The sequence below is a fragment of the Halanaeroarchaeum sp. HSR-CO genome, from assembly GCF_024972755.1.
Taxonomy (GTDB): domain Archaea; phylum Halobacteriota; class Halobacteria; order Halobacteriales; family Halobacteriaceae; genus Halanaeroarchaeum.
On the sequence record NZ_CP087724.1, the window covers coordinates 1,748,769 to 1,767,245 of the forward strand.

The 18,477-nt window shown below is 59.1% G+C and carries 19 protein-coding genes and 1 pseudogene; 6 read left to right on the forward strand and 14 right to left on the reverse strand.

Features of this window, described 5'->3' with window-relative positions; all coding sequences use genetic code 11:
- Window positions 1-2: 2 nt before the first annotated feature.
- Both HSRCO_RS09000 and HSRCO_RS09005 read right to left on the reverse strand, forming a co-directional pair.
- Window positions 3-1,118, reverse strand: coding sequence for an ABC transporter ATP-binding protein (locus HSRCO_RS09000; protein WP_259517312.1), 1,116 nt, complete (start codon window positions 1,116-1,118; stop codon window positions 3-5).
- Between the two features lie 3 nt (window positions 1,119-1,121).
- On the reverse strand, window positions 1,122-2,228 hold the full coding sequence (locus tag HSRCO_RS09005; protein ID WP_259517313.1) for a PotD/PotF family extracellular solute-binding protein: 1,107 nt from the start codon (window positions 2,226-2,228) through the stop codon (window positions 1,122-1,124).
- Between the two features lie 141 nt (window positions 2,229-2,369).
- Here HSRCO_RS09005 and HSRCO_RS09010 point away from each other — a divergent pair, with 141 nt between their 5' ends.
- Entirely contained in the window at window positions 2,370-2,840 is a 471-nt protein-coding gene (locus HSRCO_RS09010; RefSeq protein WP_259517314.1) for a DUF5799 family protein, read from the forward strand.
- A 49-nt stretch (window positions 2,841-2,889) separates the two neighbouring features.
- Here the strand turns inward: HSRCO_RS09010 and HSRCO_RS09015 are convergent, their stop codons facing one another.
- Window positions 2,890-4,038, reverse strand: coding sequence for an ATP-binding protein (locus HSRCO_RS09015; protein WP_259517315.1), 1,149 nt, complete (start codon window positions 4,036-4,038; stop codon window positions 2,890-2,892).
- A gap of 285 nt (window positions 4,039-4,323) precedes the next feature.
- On the opposite strand from HSRCO_RS09015, the gene HSRCO_RS09020 reads away from it, so the two are divergent.
- Both HSRCO_RS09020 and HSRCO_RS09025 read left to right on the forward strand, forming a co-directional pair.
- Window positions 4,324-4,884 carry a response regulator gene (locus HSRCO_RS09020; RefSeq protein WP_259517316.1) on the forward strand — a complete coding sequence of 187 codons (561 nt, stop codon included), beginning with the start codon at window positions 4,324-4,326 and terminating at the stop codon, window positions 4,882-4,884.
- A 99-nt stretch (window positions 4,885-4,983) separates the two neighbouring features.
- Window positions 4,984-5,286: a DUF5779 family protein gene (locus HSRCO_RS09025; RefSeq protein WP_259517317.1), complete on the forward strand. Its 303-nt coding sequence runs from the start codon at window positions 4,984-4,986 to the stop codon at window positions 5,284-5,286.
- 21 nt (window positions 5,287-5,307) lie between these two features.
- On the opposite strand, the gene HSRCO_RS09030 is transcribed toward HSRCO_RS09025, so the two are convergent.
- The 3 genes from HSRCO_RS09030 to HSRCO_RS09040 all read right to left on the reverse strand — a co-directional run bounded on the left by HSRCO_RS09030 (window position 5,308) and on the right by HSRCO_RS09040 (window position 9,062).
- Window positions 5,308-6,864: a glycosyltransferase family 39 protein gene (locus tag HSRCO_RS09030; protein ID WP_259517318.1), complete on the reverse strand. Its 1,557-nt coding sequence runs from the start codon at window positions 6,862-6,864 to the stop codon at window positions 5,308-5,310.
- On the reverse strand, window positions 6,861-8,249 hold the full coding sequence (locus HSRCO_RS09035; protein WP_259517319.1) for an arylsulfotransferase family protein: 1,389 nt from the start codon (window positions 8,247-8,249) through the stop codon (window positions 6,861-6,863). Before HSRCO_RS09035 ends, HSRCO_RS09030 begins: the two co-directional genes overlap by 4 nt.
- A 123-nt stretch (window positions 8,250-8,372) precedes the next feature.
- A complete protein-coding gene (locus tag HSRCO_RS09040; RefSeq protein WP_259517320.1) occupies window positions 8,373-9,062 on the reverse strand; it encodes a VOC family protein in 690 nt (229 codons plus the stop codon).
- Window positions 9,063-9,139: 77 nt separating this feature from the next.
- On the opposite strand from HSRCO_RS09040, the gene HSRCO_RS09045 reads away from it, so the two are divergent.
- On the forward strand, window positions 9,140-9,799 hold the full coding sequence (locus tag HSRCO_RS09045; protein WP_259517321.1) for a hypothetical protein: 660 nt from the start codon (window positions 9,140-9,142) through the stop codon (window positions 9,797-9,799).
- Window positions 9,800-9,805: 6 nt separating this feature from the next.
- Here the strand turns inward: HSRCO_RS09045 and HSRCO_RS09050 are convergent, their stop codons facing one another.
- The 3 genes from HSRCO_RS09050 to HSRCO_RS09060 all read right to left on the reverse strand — a co-directional run bounded on the left by HSRCO_RS09050 (window position 9,806) and on the right by HSRCO_RS09060 (window position 13,437).
- Window positions 9,806-11,491 carry a TrkA family potassium uptake protein gene (locus HSRCO_RS09050; RefSeq protein ID WP_259517322.1) on the reverse strand — a complete coding sequence of 562 codons (1,686 nt, stop codon included), beginning with the start codon at window positions 11,489-11,491 and terminating at the stop codon, window positions 9,806-9,808.
- 120 nt (window positions 11,492-11,611) lie between these two features.
- Complete coding sequence (aglJ, locus tag HSRCO_RS09055; protein WP_259517323.1) at window positions 11,612-12,529, reverse strand: S-layer glycoprotein N-glycosyltransferase AglJ; 918 nt, start codon at window positions 12,527-12,529, stop codon at window positions 11,612-11,614.
- Between the two features lie 245 nt (window positions 12,530-12,774).
- A complete protein-coding gene (locus HSRCO_RS09060) occupies window positions 12,775-13,437 on the reverse strand; it encodes a flavin reductase family protein (RefSeq protein ID WP_259517324.1) in 663 nt (220 codons plus the stop codon).
- 224 nt (window positions 13,438-13,661) lie between these two features.
- On the opposite strand from HSRCO_RS09060, the pseudogene HSRCO_RS14620 reads away from it, so the two are divergent.
- Window positions 13,662-13,742 (forward strand): annotated as a pseudogene (locus HSRCO_RS14620) (twin-arginine translocation signal domain-containing protein); the annotation flags it as partial.
- Between the two features lie 3 nt (window positions 13,743-13,745).
- A complete protein-coding gene (locus tag HSRCO_RS09065; RefSeq protein ID WP_259517325.1) occupies window positions 13,746-14,045 on the forward strand; it encodes a hypothetical protein in 300 nt (99 codons plus the stop codon).
- Window positions 14,046-14,384: 339 nt separating this feature from the next.
- Here HSRCO_RS09065 and HSRCO_RS09070 read toward each other — a convergent pair whose 3' ends face one another.
- The 5 genes from HSRCO_RS09070 to HSRCO_RS09090 all read right to left on the reverse strand — a co-directional run bounded on the left by HSRCO_RS09070 (window position 14,385) and on the right by HSRCO_RS09090 (window position 18,473).
- A complete protein-coding gene (locus tag HSRCO_RS09070; RefSeq protein WP_259517326.1) occupies window positions 14,385-15,176 on the reverse strand; it encodes an LTA synthase family protein in 792 nt (263 codons plus the stop codon).
- 794 nt (window positions 15,177-15,970) lie between these two features.
- Complete coding sequence (locus HSRCO_RS09075) at window positions 15,971-16,762, reverse strand: CatB-related O-acetyltransferase (protein ID WP_259517327.1); 792 nt, start codon at window positions 16,760-16,762, stop codon at window positions 15,971-15,973.
- A gap of 182 nt (window positions 16,763-16,944) precedes the next feature.
- A complete protein-coding gene (locus tag HSRCO_RS09080; protein ID WP_259517328.1) occupies window positions 16,945-17,364 on the reverse strand; it encodes a polysaccharide biosynthesis C-terminal domain-containing protein in 420 nt (139 codons plus the stop codon).
- On the reverse strand, window positions 17,325-17,552 hold the full coding sequence (locus tag HSRCO_RS09085) for a hypothetical protein (RefSeq protein ID WP_259517329.1): 228 nt from the start codon (window positions 17,550-17,552) through the stop codon (window positions 17,325-17,327). Before HSRCO_RS09085 ends, HSRCO_RS09080 begins: the two co-directional genes overlap by 40 nt.
- Window positions 17,553-17,717: 165 nt before the next feature.
- On the reverse strand, window positions 17,718-18,473 hold the full coding sequence (locus tag HSRCO_RS09090) for an oligosaccharide flippase family protein (protein ID WP_259517330.1): 756 nt from the start codon (window positions 18,471-18,473) through the stop codon (window positions 17,718-17,720).
- Window positions 18,474-18,477: the final 4 nt, after the last annotated feature.

An 18,477-nucleotide genomic window follows, 5' to 3' on the forward strand; every position in this document is an offset into this window, starting at 1 on the left:
GATTACCCCGTCACGATCCGACAGTCCGCGCGGTCCACCGAGACGGCCACCCGATCGCCGGGCGATCGGCGCGTCGATCCGCTCTGGCGGACCACGATCAGTTCCCGTCCGTGTTCGGTCTCCAGACGATACTCGACGCTGCTGCCCAGATGGCGTTTGAACGTGATCTCGCCGGTGTATCGGTTGTCGGCGGCCGAGTCGGTTCGGTCGGCCGTTTCGCGCTCGTCGGTCGCCGTCGCCGCGTCGATCGATTCGAACGCGAACCGTTCGGGGCGAACGACCGCCGACACGCGATCCCCGACCGCGGCAGTACCTGTGTTACCCGCGGTAATCTGCAGGTCTCCCGCATCCACGGTGACTCCATCGTCGTCCGCCGCGACGACCTCCCCGTCGAAGACGTTCGCGGTCCCGAGAAAATCGGCGACGAAGCGGGTCTCGGGGTGGTCGTATACCTCCTCCGGTGGCCCGACCTGCTCGAACGTCCCTGCGTTCATCACGGCGATGCGATCGGACATCGTCAGCGCCTCCTCCTGGTTGTGCGTGACGAAGACGGTGGTAATCCCGACGTCCTGCTGGATACGGCGTAACTCGACTTGCATCTGCTCGCGCAGTTTCTTGTCGAGGCTCGCTAGCGGTTCGTCTAGCAACAGGGCATCGGGTTTCGGTGCCAGTGCCCGCGCCAGCGCGATCCGCTGTTGCTGGCCGCCGGAGAGCTGTTCGGGATAGCGTTCGCCGAGCTCCGGTAGCTCCACCAGTTCGAGCATCTCCGCGACGCGAGCGTCGATCTCCTCGCGGTCGTATCCGCCTTCGGCTTCCATGCCGTAGGCAACGTTCTCCGCGACGGTCAGGTGTGGGAACAACGCGAAATCCTGGAAGACCATTCCCGTGTGTCGCTCGTACGGTGGCACGTCCGTGACGTCCTGGCCCGCGATGTGGACCCGCCCCGACGTCGGCATTTCGAAGCCGGCGATCGTTCGCAGGGTGGTCGTCTTCCCACAGCCCGAGGGGCCGACGAGCGTGACGAACTCGCCGCTCTTGATCTCGAGGTCGATACCGTCGACGGCGAGCACATCGCTCCCGTACCGCTTCGTGATTCCCGTGAGTGAAATTCCGCTCATTCACTACTCGATGAGGAACTCGTTCCAGCGCTCTTTGACCCAGTCTTCTTGCTCGACGTAGAGTTCGTACTTCGGCACGATGGCCGCTCCGGGACCGGGGCCGGCGATCGTCTCGTACATGTCGTCGTCGATCTCGGAGTACTGGCGTTCGATGGTTGGACTCGTGTAGAGGTTCTCGGCGATCCGGTCCTGGATCGATGGCTGGCTGGCGAAGTCGATGAACTCTCTGGCCTGCTCGGTCAGGTCCGTCGAGGCCAGCGTCACCCAGTGGCCGGAGTCCAGGATGGACCCCTCCTCGACGAAGTTGGACTGCACGGGGGCCCCTTCGTCCTGCATGACCAGCGTGACGTCGTTGTACAGCATCCCGGCGGGGACCTCGGCATCCCGGAGTCGCTGTTGGAAGTCCGCCTCGTTCTCGTACCAGAAGTTGGCCTGTGGCTTGACCTCCTCGAGTTTCTCCAGGACCTCGAGGACGCCGTCCTGGGTGTCGAGGATCTCTTTCCCGTCGAAGTGAACCGTGGCGGTCACCTCGAGCAAAAAGGAGTTCGACGCGTAGCTGAGCAGGCCGAGTTGATCCTCGTACTGGTCGTCCCAGAGCGCCTGCCAGGTGTCGATCGGTTCCTCGATGACCTCCGTGTTCTGGACGAGGTTGATGTACCACGACAGCGCCCCGATGCTGGGGATACCGTCGTCCGTCTCCTTGACCAGCCCGTCGCTGATGTACTGGAGGTTCTCGAACTCGTCGCCGCCCCACAGGTGCCAGAGGTCGGAGTTCATTCCCTTGAGGACGCCGGTGTTCGACATGATCGCGACGTCGACCGGCGCCTCGCCGGCCGAGACCGCGTTCTCGTACTGTGTCAGGGCCTCCTCCGCCGTCGGCGAGGCCTCCGATTCCACCTCGTAGTCGACCTCCTCGCTGAACGGAGCGAACAGCTGTTCGTCCAGAACTTCCTTGAACACGCCGCCGTAGACGGCGACGGTCAGCGGGCCGCTCGGTTCGTCACCGCCGAGACCGGCACACCCCGCAAGCCCCGAGAGGGCGATGGCGCCGGTCCCCGCGGCAGTCGTCTTGAGGAACTCACGTCGACCGAAAGAATGCGTCTCTGGCATGATTTCGTTACCTTGAGACACAATCACAGGGTTTGGTACATAAGCCTTGCCTCCTCCGCCGTGCGGTTCCGCCGCCTGACGCACCGACGAGCGGGACCAGCCGGGGCAAGGCTCAAGCGCCCGCTCGCCGAACCCTGGGGCATGACCGACGACTCCTGGCAGGACCGCGTGGTTGGTGCCCGGATGGCGGTGGACTCGGATTTCGAAGACCGCGTCACTGGCTCATCCTTTTCCAGACAGCAGTGGAGTCTCATCATGACGGCGACGGCGTTCGAGATCGTGGACGCCGACGACCCCGACAGGGCCCGCATCGTCGCCAACACCGACGAACTCGATGCGATCCTCCCGGAACTCGACGAGATCGAACGACAGATGGGGGCGATGGCCGGGAGGGACTCGAACCAAACGGCCGCGGGAGATGGACTATTCGGCTCCATCGCCAGCGCACTCGGCCTCAACAATGGCGACGGGTCAGACGACGACGCAGCCCGGCGTGCGGAGGCGATCGATCTGGTGGAAGCGTATGCAACCCAACTCCAGGACCACCTCGAAGCGAACGGCCGGTGGGAAGAGATTCGGGAGATGGCAGCGTCGGCAGACGATAGCGAGTGAGGGCGCCGGCACCGTTGCTGGCAATGTCTCGGCAGCCACCGGAGAACGATCAGGGTCTGCTTCGAGGCATCGTCGCGGTGACGGTCGTCCCGGAATCGTCGGAGGAAACCGCGAAGTCGCCGCCAAATCGTTCGATGATGGTCATCGAGATGTGAAGGCCCGTCCCGGGCGAGAGCGAATCGAGGAACGCGTCGCTCTCTTCTACCCCCAACCCAGGCCCGTTGTCCTCGATCTGAACCGTCACGTCGTCCTGGGTGTTCGAAAATACGGACACCTCGACTTCGGGGTCGCGCGCGTCGTTGTGTTCGATCGCATTGGTCACGAGATTCACGAATGCCCGAGATAGTAACTCGTTTGCTCGCACGTACATCGACGAATCGGGCGTCTGGACGCTGATCGTTGCCTCGGGATGGCTGTGCTGGACGTCCGCGACCACCTCCGCTACGATATCGACGACGTCCATCTGCAGGAGAAGTTTATCTGACGTCAACTGGCTAACCGATGTCGAAACCGCTTCAATCTCTTCGACGTGACGCTCGATCGTCTCCACCTCCTCGAGGACAGCGGGGTCCTCACTGGTGGTCTTGATTAGATCAATTCGACCATAGAGGACCGTCAGAATGTTCGGGATGTCGTGTCCGACCAGGTAGTTCAACAGCTGGAACCGATCTCGGTCCGCCTCGATCCGGTCGATGTACTCGGTCAGTTCGGCGGTCATCGTGGAGAGCAGCTGCCCGAACCGTCCAGGGACCTGCTCGTCGAGGACGGGGTCGTCGAACTCCTGGGAGGCGAGTGCGGTCGCCTGGTCGGCGACCAACTGGAGGTTGTCGACCATCGCAGCGAACGCGGACACCAGCTCCGCAATTTCGTCGTCGTGTCTCGTGGTGGGGGTGGTCGTCTGGATCTCACCGTTTGCAATGTCTGTCGCCGCGGCTTCGAGGCCCGCTATCGGTTCCAGGAGATCCCGTCTGACGATCAGAACCGTGTTGGCGAACGCAACGATCGCGAAGACGAACAGCACCGCGGCGAGGTCGACCCGCAGTGGACCGGTGAAAAATAGCGGGATTGCGGCCTGGCCGATCGAGACGACGAACTGGATGCCCACCGCCACGAGAATTTTATCCCGGATGGACTCCGAGATTCCCAATGCCTCGATCGTCCACCAGAGGCCGGCTTCGTATCTCGATACGAGCGACATGCTACATTCGCCCCTGGTGGTGGTAATAATCGCTTCGAAACCGCGAAGATTGTTATGGAAGTTCGCGATGATCGTCCATTGGTGGTCCAGATCGCCCACGAGCAGACAGTCGCGTCGTCGGTTGGGCCTGGCCAAATTGTCATCAGTCGACGAATGTGCCTGGCCAAATTGTCATCAGTCGACGATCGTGCCTGGACAAAATGTAAACACCACAGGATTTCTTGCCGAAATTTCGTCCACAGGTTAAAGGTGGTATGAGGCGAAGGGGCCACACACAGAAATTATATGGCTTCTCCCGACCGTGCAACCGTTCTCATCGTCGACGACGAACCACCACTCGTCGAACTGTTCGAGCAGTATCTCAAGGATGAGTACGAAACCAGGACCGCGACCGATGGCGAAGCGGCATTGGCGCAGGTCGACGGCGACGTCGACGTCGCGTTGCTCGACCGCCGGATACCAGGAATGACCGGCGACGAGATACTCGAAGCGATCCGGGAGCGGGGATATCAGTTCCCTATCGCGATGATTACGGCGGTCAACCCGGGCGCCGATATCGTCGATATGCCGTTCGACGACTATGTCACGAAACCAGTCGACAGAGCGAAGCTCACCGACGTCGTCTCCCTGCTTCTCGAGCGGAAGGACTACGACGAGAAGAGCCGCGAATTCTTCCAGCTCGCGACGAAACGGGCGGCCCTCGAAGCCAGTCCATCGTTCGACGGGGAGAACCGAGCGGAGTACCGGGCGATCACTCGCCGGATGAAAGAACTCAAATCGTCGCTCACCGAATCGCTAGAGAGCCTGTCCGACGGCGACATGAAAGACGCCTACCGGATGCTCTGACGGATCGAGGAGGGCGAGATACCCGGTACGGACCACGGTCGATACGCGGTTCACATCCCGAACGAAGGTTTTTGGCCGACCCAACCCGAGTACGTCACGATGGACGACTTCAGCCTCGACCTGCGTAATGCCGAAGAGCACATCGAGGTCGCCGAGGACGACGGCGAGGTCCGCGACGTCGGCGTGGTACTCGGCGTTCTAGACGGCGAGACCCCCGACGAGGAGTGGCTAACCGAGATCGCCGACGACAACGTCTGCTTTCTGGCCGTCGAAGGCGACCTGAACGAACTGGCCGCCGGATTCGCCCGGGACATAAAGGAAGTGGACGGAACGCTCATGCACTTCCGCAAGTTCCTCGTCGTCGCCCCACCAGGCGTCGAGGTCGATACAGACAGGCTGTGAACTTCCGCCGCGACCGACGGATCAGCGATCCACCGACCGGTAGATGACGACGCCGTCGTTCTCCATGACCCGTTGCCACTCGCCCGAGTGTTCGAACGACCGTTCGAGCGTGCCGAACTGCACGGCGTTCTCGCCACGGATCGTGTACTGCCCTTTCTGCACGTAGACGTACGCCGGCGCTGCGTCCACGCGTTCGGCGACGGCGGTGACGCACTCGACGCTATGGCACGCCGAGACCGCCTCGAATCCCTCGAGGTGGCGGTCGTAGGCCGCGGGCGTCGTCCACTCGACGCCCCACGGACCGAGCAGAATGGTGCGATCAGCGTGGGCGGAAAACTCCTCTGCGGTATCCCCGAGGACGACGAACGTCGCGTCCTTCGGCGTCTCGCGTTCGACCCAGTCCATCGCGGCCATGGCGTCGTCGTCGAGGAACGACGGCGTCATCCGATCGTTCACCTGGGTCATCGTGTGGGCGTAGTAGACGCCACCACCGACGGCCGCGAGAACGAGCGCGACCGTCATGACGGCGGTCCCGAGATCGGGCAGGTCGTCGTGGTTCGGCGACTCGAATTCGAGCGTCGCGGCGACGAGCACCGCCACACCCACGGCCGCGGTGACGGCCGCGAACCGCGGTTGCACGAAGACGAAGGTGGTGACGACGATCCACGCCGGGAGAAATCGGCGCCCCCGGATCACGAGGAGCAGTGCGACCAGCCCGGCGAGTATTGCATGCGTCGGCGGGTCGAGGAGGATGGCGACGAGGCCGCCACCGATACCTCCGTGGGTTCCGGCCGCGGCGGTGAGCGTGGTGATCCCGTGGACCGCGTGGACCCAGACGAGCCACGGGCTGGCGATGAGCAGTCCCCCCACGCCCACCACGGCTCCGCGAAGGAACCCGGATGCCGTTCGATCGCCGACCGCCCACCAGAGCAGGTAGGTGACGACGACGAACAGCGAATACGTCGGGTGGGTCAACACGGTCAGCCCGAACGCAGCGGTGCCGCCGATCACCGGTACGGGTCGCCTGCGCTCGAAGACGTGGTATCCCGCGTAGATTGCGAGGAGTGCGTAGAGGAACGCGAACGACCTGACCAGCCCACCGGCGGAGAGGTGCCATTGCATGGCCTGGGGCGTCAGTGCGACGACGGTCGCGGCGACCGCCCCCGCCGGCCGCGAACCGCTGAGGTCCCGCGCGAGGAGGTATAACGGCACTTGCGCGAGGACGACCGCCATTCCCGGAACGACACGTGCGAGCGACACGGCGTCCAAGCCGAGGTCGAGGAGCACGGCGAGGACGTAGAACTGCAACGGCGGATAGGCGAACGGAACGCCGTCGGCGGTGTACCCGGGAATCCGTTCCGGGGGCAGATACCCACCGGCCACGATCTCTTCGGCGATCTTCGTGTACAGGCCAGCGCCGTAAGCTGGATACGGGTTCGTCGCCAGATAGACGGCCACCGCGATGACCGCCGGGAGGATGGCCAGTGCCAGCCAACGAGCGTCTCGACGATCGACAGGGAGTAGGCGGGTGTATCGGTGGAGCGCCCGACGGCGCGGTTGGGCGGTTCGATCGCTCATCGTCGCTCGAATCGAACTGGCCAGCGAAGGCGCACCGAGACGTTCCGGTGGCGGTACTCCACGGCGGTCCAGGTGGAAACCGAGAGGATCAGGACCACTATCGCACCGAGCTGGAGTGGCCCGACCCAGCGCGGGAACGCGTACGAGACGAGGTTCTGGATATCCGTCGGGACGACCGAGCGATAGAGGCCGACGTCCTCGGGGTCATCACCGGCGCTCCGGGACGGGAGATCGAGGCTCGCCGCGCTCTCTCCGCCGCTGCTCTCGTCGTCGGTCCCCAGTCGTTCGGATTCGTAGGGGAACCCGATGTCCGCCGACCAGACGATTTCGCTCTGCTCGTCGAGTTCGAACACCCGATCACCGTTGGAGTCGGTGACCAGCGTATGCCCGTTGGGCAGTCGGTCGGCGTCACGAGGCCAGGTGATCCGTGCATCGGCGTACTCCCAGGACTGCTCCCACCCCTCGCCCGTCCACTGGTACTCGACGATGCGACCGTTCTCAGAGTCACCGATCAACACAGCGGGGCCGCCTCGCTCCGCGGGGATGAAATCCGGGTTGTGCTGTTCGTAGAGCGTGTCCAGTTCGCCGTCAGCACCGAGTGTCCAGTCCTCCAGAAGGCCCTTCTCGAGGCCGACGAAAGCAACCTGGTCCTGGTTGCGGAGGCTCACCATGACGGCCTCCTGCCCGTCGATCTCGACGTACTCGACGTCGTTGCTGTGTGTCCAGTCGTCGGGCCAGGGGCCGCCACCCTGGATGGAGTACTCAGCCTGGGCGTCCCACTCCCACTCGATCACGTCGGTCACGGTATTCACGATGTACACGCGATCGCGGTCGATGTCGGCCACGAGCAGTCGCTCCTCGTCGATCCGATCGACGTCGTGCCACCGACTCGAGTGTTTGCCCGGGGTGATGCGCTCGTAGATGGTCTCTCGTTCACCCGTGGTGAGGTTGACACGGTCGACCCCGTTTCGGGTGCAGGCGCCGCTGCCGTCGCAGTCGCTGCCCTCGAGGTGTTCGGAGTAGACGAACTCCACGGTGGCGGTCGTGCCCGCGACCGGATCGACGTCCCAGTATCGGGTGTACTGGTCCTCGTAGTAGTAGATGCTGCCGTCGGGCGCGAACGCGACGAGTTCGGAGCGGGCACGTGGGCCGTCACCCTCGTCGGCGACGAAGGCGTTCGAGTCGGTCGCGACCACGGTCACGTTCTCCCTGGGGGCGACGACCGGGGAGCGATCACCGGTGACGAACGCCTGCTCGACGACCGGATCGCCGGTGATCCGGTCGCTCTGCCGGACCGCATCGACGTAGCCGACCGTCAGGACCGCAGTAGAGAGGACAACGAGCGCGGCGAGGAGGGCGCGCTTGCGACCGAGACCAGCGTCCATGCTGGCAGTATCGATTTCGGGGGTAATGTGTTCAGCGATAGTTCCAGCGGACACTAGTTCGTCACACCGGTAGGCGTCGCGACCGTGAGATAGCCAGCGCCTAACCCGTGGGACGAGTCGTCCTCACCCGGTCGGCGTAATGGTGAGAAAGTGGCCGTCTGGATCGCGAATCCGCACCCAATCGTCGTCGCGAGTGGTCTCACTCGCCAGATCGGCGACCCGGTCCCGCACTGCCACCGGGTCGGTCGCGGTGAACCCGACGTCGACGTGGACGCCGCCCCTGGCATCGGCGAGTCCTCGCTGGGGTTCCCAGAGTTCGAGGTCGACAGGGCCGGTCATCCGGACGCGTCGGCGCGAGTCCCCACGGTCGACGACCGAGAAGCCGAGCTCAGAATAGAACGTCTCCGCCCGCTCGAGGTCCTCGACCTCGAAGACCACCTCGAAGATACCGGTGAGCGACTCCTCGGCAGCCGGATCGCCGACGCTTCCAATCTCTGCGCAGTGACCGTCCGGGTCGAACAGGTACACCGACTGCGAGGAGCCGAATGAGTGTTCTTCGATATCGTGGTCCCGCTCGAGACGCGAGACCCACCCGTCGTACTGTGCTGGCGGCGTCGCCATCGCGAAGTGGACGTGGAGGCCACCCCGCGGAACCGGTCCCGGTTCGACCAGGCGGAGTTCGTGGTCGCCGACGGGGAACACGACCGACCCGTCTCGGTAGGCGGGTTCGAGGTCGAACGTCTCCGCGTAGAACTCGCTCGCGCGCTCGGCGTAGAGCACCTCCAGCGAGAGCCACGCCAGGTCGTCGAGCATACCCGACAGGACGGGCCGAAGCCCCAATAGCGTACCCCAGGTGGACATTTATCCCCTCGCCTGCCGTACAACGGGATATGCCGTTCAAAGCGACCGGGGACCCGGGCGACCTGACCGTCGTCGACGAGTGGGACGAGGGCGTTGGCTGGATGCCCCATCCCGAGGAGACGATGCAACGGGCCAGTCACGCCATCGTCGTGGACGGCGACGTCTGGGTCATCGATCCGGTCGACGCACCGGGCGTCGACGACCTGCTCACCGGTCTCGGCGAGGTGGTGGGCGTCGTCGTTCTTCTGGATCGGCATCAGCGGGACGCCGACGCGTTCGCCCAGCGATTCGACGTGCCGGTCTACCTTCCTCCCTACATCGACCGCGAGTTCGATGCGCCGGTCGAGCGCCTCGGTGTTCGGCTGCCGGAGACGACCGTCCGCGTCCTCCACACGGTCGACCTGCCGTTCTGGCAGGAGGGCGCCCTCTTCGACGGCGAGACGCTGATCGTCGCGGACGCACTCGGCACGGTGGAGTACTTCGTCGTCCGCCCCGAGCGCATCGGCGTCCATCCGATGTTGCGCCCGGTGCCCCCGACCACGTTACGAGACCTGACGCCGGCACGGATCCTCACCGGACACGGCGAGGGCGTCTTCGAGGACGCGGAGTGCGCTCTCGCGAGAGCTATCGACGGCTCGCGAAACCGGTTGCCCCAGGCGTGGCTGAAGAGTCTTCGGTCGCTGGTATAACCCTAATCACTCCTCGGTCGTCTCCGGTCGCGTGACGTCGAAGCGCTTGAAGAACTCGTGCATGGCGTCGTCCGTTCCGACGATGGTCAGGCGGTCGCGTGCCGCCAGGACGCGCTCCGGGTCGAGGGTGCTCGTGATCCCGTCGTCGTCTTCGATGGCGACGACCCGACACCCGGTCGTCTCGTAGATGCGAGATTGCGCCAGCGTCTTGCCAGCGAATGGCTCCGCAGACACCTGCACGAGTCGAATCTGGCTCGCCGGTTCGAGGACCTCCTCGCCGCGCAGTTCCCGCGCGACCATCCGCGCGCTGACCTGCGGGACCGAGAGGACGTAATCGGCGCCGGCGCTGAGGGCCTTCCGGGTATCGCCTGCCTTGCTGATGCGGACCAGAATCTCGGCGTCGGGGTTCATCGACCTCGTGAGGACGGTCGCCAGCAGCGCCGCCGAGTCGTTTGGAAGGCCGACGATTATCGCTCCGGCATCTGCCACGCCAGCCTCCTCTAAGGTCGACCGCGAACTGGCGTCACCGACGATGTCCACACCGGGTTCGTCGTCTCGGTCGACGACCGTGACGTCGATGTCGGCCGCCTCGATCACCGAGTGCGCCGCACGTCCCACTTCGCCCATCCCCAGGAGGACGATCCGATCGTGTTCGCCGAACGTTCGCGGTCGGCGGGTGAACTCGCCCAGTTCGTCGAGGGCTGCGTCGTCGCCGGAGACCAGCAACACGGTGTTGGCCTTGATGACGGCGTCCGGACTCGGTGGGAGCTGGAGTTCACCGTCGATCCACGCGCCGATGACGTTCGCGCCGGTCCGCTCGCGGATCCGCGACTCGCGGATCCGTTTGTCGATCAGCCGACTATCGTGAGAGATGGGAATCTCCGAGACGTTGAGGTCTTCACCGAGTTCGACGGCGTCACGGATCTCCGCGTCGAAGGAGGCGACCGCCTTCTCCGCCAGCCGATGGCCGAGGACGCCGTGTGGCGAGAGGACGGTGTCGGCCCCCGTGTCGAGGAGGACGTCCTCCATCGCGCTGTCGTCCGTCAAGGCCACGATCTCCACGTCGGGCCGGATGGACCGGACCGTCAGGATGGTGTCGACGTTGGCTTCGTGGGCGTCCGTGATGACGGCCTGAGCCGAATCGATGCTGGCGCGTTTGAAGGCCGATTCCTCCTGTGGCGACCCGTGGATAGTGGAGTAGCCGTCGTTCGAGAGGTCGATGGCGTTCTCCTCGTCGGAGGAGATGAGGACGTACTCGATGTCCAGGTCCTCGAGTTCGTCGAGGAGGACCGCGGAGTCGCGGCGGTACTCGCAGATGATGACGTGGTCGTTTTTCGGCGAGAGGCGGTCGTCGAGGTCGACCTCGGCACTCGAGAACAGCGGGATGACGATGAGACGCAGGGTGAAAAAGCCGATGGCGATGCCCGTCAGTTGCATGAACACGATGTAGAGGTTCATGGCCGGCGACTCCCAGGGCGAGTCGGCGCCGTACCCCGTGGTCGTCATCGTCTCCACGACGATCTGGAGGGAGTGGAACAGCGACCGGGGATCGTCCTCGAAGACGCGCATGCCGACGTTGTAGAGCACGGTGTAGAGGCCGATGATGACGCCGAGGCCGACAAGGTAATAGACGACCCGACGGTTCCGCCGCGAATAGCTGCCGACAGAGAACGATTTGGGGAGAATATCCATCGGTGAGTACGGTAACTGGTACCCAGCAGGACAAAAAGAATTGGGTCAGTACGGATGGGTCAGGGGCCGCGATTTGGTCGGCAGTCCCCTCATTCGTCTTCCAGACGTTCGCTCTCGTATTCAGTCGTCTTCCAATCGTTCGATGCGTCTGAGTTGCTCGCGGTGGAGCGTGACCATCAGGTCGGAGAGGAAGCCGAACATGACGAGCATCCCCCCGAAGAGGGTGGCGAGCGTGGCGAGGAGCGCGATGACGTTGTGCGAGATGCCGAAGGCGAACCACTCGTAGCCCACGTAGAGGCCGAGGAGCACGCCGACCAGCAGCGAGAGGCTGCCGACGCTCCCGAAGTAGAACATCGGGTTCGAGGTCTTCGCGAGCGCGTAGAGCGTGTAGAGGATGCGCCCGCCGTCCTTGACGGGATGGAGGTTCGTATCCGACCCGTCGGGTCGCGCCTCGTAGGTGATGGGGACGACCGTGGTCGAGATACTGTGTTTGGCGCACTCGACGGCCATCTCCGTCTCGATGCCGAAGCCCTCGGCGTCGAGGTAGAGTTTCTCCATCGAGTCGACCGTGAACGCGCGATAGCCCGAGAGGATGTCCGCGAAGTCCTGGCCGTGGACTTTGCGGAACATCCCGTTGAAGAGGCGATTGCCGAATTTGTTGAAGCGAGTCATCGCCCCCGGTTCCATGTTGGCGAAGCGGTCGCCGATGACGTGCTCGGCATCTCCGTCGAGGAGTGGCGTGAGGAGTCGGTGGGCCTCGTCAGGGCGGTAGGTGCCGTCGCCATCGAGCATGAGGATGTACGGTCGTTCGATGTACTCCAGGGCTTCACGGACTGCCTGTCCCTTGCCCTGGCCCGACTGCTCGATGACCTCGGCACCGTGTTCGGCGGCGACTTTTCTGGTTCCGTCCGTCGAGTGTCCGTCGACGACGAGGACGTTTGCGAGACCTTCGGCCTGGAGGCCGTCGACCACGTCGCCGATGGTCTCGGCCTCGTCCAGGGTGGGGATGAGCGCGCAGACGTCCTCGTACTCCGGCATTACCGGGAGTGTGTTCGGAGGGGTGGAAAAGATTTGCTTTCGCCGCTAGTTCTCTGGTGAGTGTGTTTCCACGGAGAATTCAGTGCCTCCGAAAGCCCCCTCCCGCTCGGGTCGGGGGACTTGCTGCGCGCTTCGGGCGCTTCGCGCCCTCCAGTGCTTGCTGCGTCCGCCTTCCCCGACCGGTCGGCCCCTTTCGAAGCCCCACCCAAGGGAAATTCCCGTTCGAGATATGTGTGTGAAAGCGTTCAGTCGGTAACCTGCTCGCGCAATTCCGGCGGCAGCGACTCGATGATCTCGTCACCGGGGAAGGATTCCAGATTCTCGGGATCGAGGTCCGCGTAGAAACGGTGTTTGGACTGTGCATCTTCTTCGGCCCAGTCACTGCCCATGTACGCGAGGATGTCGGCGTCGAGCGAGAGGATACGACCATCGAGGGCACCCTTCGAGACGAACGCACTCTCGACGCTCCCGAAGAAGTACGTCGTGTTCTCGAACTCGAAGGAGTCCATGACGCTCAGTTCGATGTTGCCCACGGCGTCCGCGAGGAGGGGGACGTCCACCGATTTCCCGGGCACGGTCTCCAGGTCGAGGTGGTCGATCTTGTCGATGTCACGGCCGCTCACCATGCCCGCGAGGGTGACCGCGTCGATCAATTCTGTGGAGGGAGCGGCGAGGACGAACTCCCCGCTCTCCTCGATGAGGTCGTGGGTGTAAATCTTCTGGCTGACCGCGAGGAGGTAGCGGAAGGGGTTATAGCCGGCCAGCATCCACCACGAGGCGGTCATGATGTTCGGCCCCTCGTCTTCGTGTTTGCTCACCACGAGGGCGGGGACCGTCGGTTTGAAGATGGCCTTGGAGTCGTACTCCCCGATCTCGTCGAAGTGGTCGTCGACGGTAGGCTGGGTCATCGTCGATTCGACAGTTGGGTGAGCGGGGCATCGACGTTCCGGTCTCGGCGGGATTCGTCGATAGTGCTCGGGAGTTCGTTCACTCACGTTGGATTGGGTGTTGTGGGTCGTCGATGATGGGGAGAGTGAGGGGGCACGTCACGTAAAATCCCGAGATAGAGTGGCCACCAAGGAACACCTATTTAGCAACTACTCGAGAGACCCACTCACATGGTCGTGAAGCCGTGACCGGAGAGCGAAGGCAGACCAGACGGCAATTCCTTCGGGTGGCCGGAGCCACTGGTGTGGGAGTCGGGTTGGCAGGGTGTATGGCCAGAGAAGACACCGACTCCCAGCCTTCATCGACGACCAGCCAGGGTTCTGTGCACGAATCCGAACCCAACTCGGAGGAGTCGAAGATCTTCGTCGGTGAGGAGGGGCTGAGCGATCCCCGACTGTTCTCGGTGATGAGTCTAGGTGAACGGAGTGTCGGGATAATCACCGCCGAAATGCTGATTAATTATAATTTTATAGCCGACGCCGACCAGTTCGGAGGCGTGGAGGTCATGAGGCGGTCAAAAACATGTGCAACGAGGGGTTTTCCCGTTGATCTCGACAAATGCCGTTAATTTGTCTTCTGTAAGGTTTTTGTCGACATCCATCCAGGCAGTCGTCAGGTATACCACCTGGCCAAAAGGAGCACCGTGATTCCAGGTTAAAAATAAATCATATTAAACACAACAATAAAAAGATTATGTATTTATAAACAATAAACCTCAACATTAGAAGTAGATGGCGAGCTACGCCATCCCGGTAATATAATCCACCACAACGACAATTGATTGGATTTTTCCGTATTTCCGCAAAGACGTTTAGTTTTGGTGATTCATTTATTATAATACCCCATAATTACTTGGATTTCTATTATATTGTATAGTTATCCATAGTCCCTAAAAATGAATTAAGTATTAAATATATCCCAAATCCTCGAGTCTTTGATTTACAATTGAATCGCCTACAGTTGTATCCTCTATCGGATCTTCCTTTTCCACCCTTATACGTTCGTCATAGGGAAGTTCCAACCAAGGGACAAAACGACATTCTTTAGTTTCATTTCGATGTCCAAAAATTTCACAGCCAAAATAATTTTCACCTAAGTTTTCACCGTGATCAGAGGTTATAACTGTTTTACCCTTCAAGTCATTCACTAATGAACTAACATATCCTTCAACAAAAGTAAAATTTTGTCGATAACTTTCAAATAATTCTTTTTGAGATATTTCGTTATTTTTGTACGCTGAAAATATAGTCTTTTTCTCAGATCTGTCAAGTAAGTCATCATCACCATGGTACCATCCAACTTGGTCATACTCAATTTCTTCCGCAATGTCACTAATATGTGGTAAATGGGGTTGCATAAAATGGATAATTAATCGTTTGTTCGGGTATTTTTCTCTGGCATTTAAAGCAGCATTTACAACATCATTTGGCAATACTGTTTCCTTTTCTTCGTTCCATTCATTTAGTAAAGATTCAATTTTATAAAATTGCTCTTGATCTAAATTTTCAGAATATGGATTGGCGGTTACGTATACAGTATCGTTTAGTTCACGGCCGATAAAGTTCTCCTCCATGAATTCCCAGCTGTAATTCCCCCTAGAAACCACCTTCATTAATTTTCCGTCCAATTGTGAATACTCATGAAAAACGTCCCATCGGCACGCATCCAATAATATTAAATTATCCCAATCGTGTTCCATTACATATATTCCCTCCCCGTGAATTTTCTCAAATAAGGAGCCATATATATATATTCGAATAACCCAATATATTTTTCCACCATTTTAGATTTAAAGTATCTCTTAGTTCTTATCAATGATACTGATATGCCATGATTCTGAAGTATATTAAAAAATTTTTCGAGATTATCCTTCATCAGAAATTTCTTATGGAGGGTAACTATATATATGTTTATATTTCGATCTCAATTTTTGATCCGAAAATCCGGTCTGATTGTTACTGTTTGAAGCGGAACTATAGGCATAGTGTGATAGTCATCTTTTGCCTCAATGCCACGTATTATTAATTATAACAGTGTTTATAATAACAGATTAAGTGGATAAGCGGTCGGCACTTACCTTGGAGTCACGTTTTCAGTTAATCTCATAACTAACTTGAAAAACGAATTATTGCTATTCACCGAAGCGATAGAGTGGAACGAGCATCAGGCCGAGATCCACGTTTTGAGATGAATGAAAATATTATTGTTAATAATAGGGACGGCGAGACTCTTATGACCAGTGTTTCCAAGAATGTTTTGTATGAGGGCGTGTTTTACTTAACATTCGAAACTAAATGGGAGTTTTGGCTTTTCAACACTACGATTTATCGCTTTGCTTTCTAAGCTGGCACAGAAATTCCCGGATGATTGCGGATATTGCCAGAATGTATATTATTGATTTTTGAGTTCAAATTTCAATTTGTATGATTGCACAAATCATAATAAGTATAATTAGTCATATTATGGATGTGACTATATTTCTCAATGTGTGGTTTAATTAATAATATTATAAATATCATCAACCTTACTAAGATCGGTTTTAAAAAATTGTTTATTATTGTTAATTCTTTCATCATCCCATGTCCACCATGCAATAGATAATAATTGGTCACGTAATTCCTCTGAAAATCTCCATCCCCGATGCATAGCTGGAACTCCCGCAACTATCTCATATGGTTGCACATTTTTAGTTACTACAGCGCCAGCACCGATAATTGCTCCATGACCAATTTCTACACCACTTAATATCATCGCTCGCCTACCAATCCATACATCACTTCCGATCTTTATAGGCCCTTTATTTACGGGTTCAAGCTTTGAGTCAATCACACTCTCATGAAATCGAGCCTGGATGGCAGGATAATTTCTAGGATGATTAGTTTGAAGAAAATCAGCTGAGTTCGCAATGGCACAAAATGAACCTATATCAATTTCACCAGCAACTAAATTATTGCCGTTCAAATTTGAATATCTTCCAATTGAGATATTTCCGTATACCGTGCTATTTGGTCCAATAATTGCCTCTTGCCCCAAAGAGACCGATCCCCCAATTTGGCAATAGGGTTTGATTATTGCCGACTCTTTCGCGTCCAGTTCTCCACTAATTGTACATCTGTGGCTTATTTTTGCAGAATTATGAATGGCATGAGGCGATGATATTGGAAGGCCCGAAGGAATGTCTACAAATAATGAAAATGGCAATTGGTGCAACATCTCATTCCAAATAAGATAGGGGTTTCGAACCCCCCTCAAAATGTCCTCGAATGAATATTTGCCGGAAATCATTTTATTCAGTGAGATTATAAATTTTTATCGCCTAAAATATTGCGGATTTTGAGGCATTATAGCCGGATGATACGGGGCTGATTTCCCGCTCGGTGCTTCAGTCGAGTGACGTCCGTTACTTATCAAACATGTCGTGTTTAATAGTAACATTAAATGACAGAATGGGGTGATAATGATGCCTGTCACCGCATCAGGAACCTCCCGACACGCTTAAGCAGTCCGAGATCCACGCCAAAGCGGTCCTCGAAGCTCAATACAAGCATGAACTCCTCTTCCTCGATTCCACCAAATTGCAGGATGGCGAGACCGTACAATGTAAGAAAAACCGCGAACATCCCAATCAAAACTGGGACCGTTACGGGGAGGAAAATACTTGTGATCCAGTGAACAACGGCGACGAGAATAGCTGCAACGACTCCGGGTTGGACCAAAGCCCTCGAGAACGGATGGATGCCCGTCTCCCGGTAGAGTTGCGAGGAGTAGAGTAGATTCAGGACCATATACGAGATGGCCGTCGCAAGCCCGGCCCCGAGGTAACCGTAATCAGGAATGAGGAGGAGGTTTAGGACGAAGTTGTGATACCGATGGCGACGTTGTCCCACATAATGAGGCGCGTCCGGCCGACGGCGGTGAGGGTGTTGGCGTTCGGGCCGGCGATGGCATGGATAAAGTAACCGACGGCCAGCAGGGAGAGCGCCGTCCCGCCCTCCATGTACTCGCTCCCAAAGGTGACCGTGATGGTCATGTCGGAGAAGAGCGCGACCACGAGAAATACTGGGACGGTGCCCATGAACACCCATTTGGTGACGACCTAATAGGGGCGGCACATTTCGTCCGTGGCACCCTCTGCCTCTAGTTCGGAGAGGATCGGCATGAAGAGGAAGCCGAACGCGGAGAGGCCGACCGTGAGGAGTTGGGCGATAGGGTAGACCACGTTGTAGACGCCGATATCGCCCTAGCTAGCGAAGTACCCGAGCATGAACGTGTCAAGGTCGGAGAGGACGAACGCCATCGCCGCGCTGACGATGAGCGGAGCCGAGAAGGTCAAGAGTTCTCCGTGCATTCGCGATGGTTTGGCTGGTCCGCGGATTGGCGATTGTTTGAACACAAAATAGAGGCCGACGAGGGCGGCCACGACATACGCGAGTGCGTACGCCGTCGTAATGCCGAGCGCTCCCGCGCCGATGCCGACGGCGAGAAGGACTGCCGTGAACCGGGTGACCGGGGGCGTGACGTTCTGTACGACGACCTTCGGGACCACCTGCTGGAGGCCCCGGACGACACCTATGGAGAGCTTCATCAGTGCTGCGAAGGGAATCGCGAACCCGAACACCCGGATGTAGGGCGTGACAGCCGGGTCGGTGAAGAGGTGGGTCGCGATCGGGTTCGCGAGGGCGACGACTGCGAGGCCCGTGACGGTGGCGACGGGGAGGGCGATCTGGAATCCGGAGATGATGACGCCGCGGCGGTCTTCGTCCGTGTCGAAGCGTGGGAGGTAGCGGCCGATGCTCGCGTGGAGGCCGAGGAGGGAGAGGGTGGACAGGAGGCCAAGGGTTGTGACGCCGAGCGAGACGGCGCCGTAGTCGAACGGGCCTAGAACGCGGGCGATGACGACCTTTGCAAAGAAGGACACGCCCATCTCGACGACGAAGCAGTCGAGAACGATTCCGCCACCTTTGAAGAGTTTGCGGAAGGCACCGTCGAGGTTCACGATG

Excerpts from the sequence above, each read along its gene's own strand:
- HSRCO_RS09010 (WP_259517314.1), top strand. The coding sequence starts at position 2,370 with ATGACCGACGACTCCTGGCAGGACCGCGTGGTTGGTGCCCGGATGGCG.
- HSRCO_RS09050 (WP_259517322.1), bottom strand. The coding sequence starts at position 11,491 with ATGGATATTCTCCCCAAATCGTTCTCTGTCGGCAGCTATTCGCGGCGG.
- HSRCO_RS09030 (WP_259517318.1), bottom strand. The coding sequence starts at position 6,864 with ATGAGCGATCGAACCGCCCAACCGCGCCGTCGGGCGCTCCACCGATAC.
- HSRCO_RS09045 (WP_259517321.1), top strand. The coding sequence starts at position 9,140 with ATGCCGTTCAAAGCGACCGGGGACCCGGGCGACCTGACCGTCGTCGAC.
- HSRCO_RS09085 (WP_259517329.1), bottom strand. The coding sequence starts at position 17,552 with ATGGGCACCGTCCCAGTATTTCTCGTGGTCGCGCTCTTCTCCGACATG.
- HSRCO_RS09060 (WP_259517324.1), bottom strand. The coding sequence starts at position 13,437 with ATGACCCAGCCTACCGTCGACGACCACTTCGACGAGATCGGGGAGTAC.
- HSRCO_RS09075 (WP_259517327.1), bottom strand. The coding sequence starts at position 16,762 with ATGATTTCCGGCAAATATTCATTCGAGGACATTTTGAGGGGGGTTCGA.
- HSRCO_RS09020 (WP_259517316.1), top strand. The coding sequence starts at position 4,324 with ATGGCTTCTCCCGACCGTGCAACCGTTCTCATCGTCGACGACGAACCA.
- HSRCO_RS09000 (WP_259517312.1), bottom strand. The coding sequence starts at position 1,118 with ATGAGCGGAATTTCACTCACGGGAATCACGAAGCGGTACGGGAGCGAT.
- HSRCO_RS09065 (WP_259517325.1), top strand. The coding sequence starts at position 13,746 with ATGGCCAGAGAAGACACCGACTCCCAGCCTTCATCGACGACCAGCCAG.
- HSRCO_RS09070 (WP_259517326.1), bottom strand. The coding sequence starts at position 15,176 with ATGGAACACGATTGGGATAATTTAATATTATTGGATGCGTGCCGATGG.
- HSRCO_RS09005 (WP_259517313.1), bottom strand. The coding sequence starts at position 2,228 with ATGCCAGAGACGCATTCTTTCGGTCGACGTGAGTTCCTCAAGACGACT.
- HSRCO_RS09015 (WP_259517315.1), bottom strand. The coding sequence starts at position 4,038 with ATGTCGCTCGTATCGAGATACGAAGCCGGCCTCTGGTGGACGATCGAG.
- HSRCO_RS09025 (WP_259517317.1), top strand. The coding sequence starts at position 4,984 with ATGGACGACTTCAGCCTCGACCTGCGTAATGCCGAAGAGCACATCGAG.
- HSRCO_RS09040 (WP_259517320.1), bottom strand. The coding sequence starts at position 9,062 with ATGCTCGACGACCTGGCGTGGCTCTCGCTGGAGGTGCTCTACGCCGAG.
- HSRCO_RS09035 (WP_259517319.1), bottom strand. The coding sequence starts at position 8,249 with ATGGACGCTGGTCTCGGTCGCAAGCGCGCCCTCCTCGCCGCGCTCGTT.
- aglJ (WP_259517323.1), bottom strand. The coding sequence starts at position 12,529 with ATGCCGGAGTACGAGGACGTCTGCGCGCTCATCCCCACCCTGGACGAG.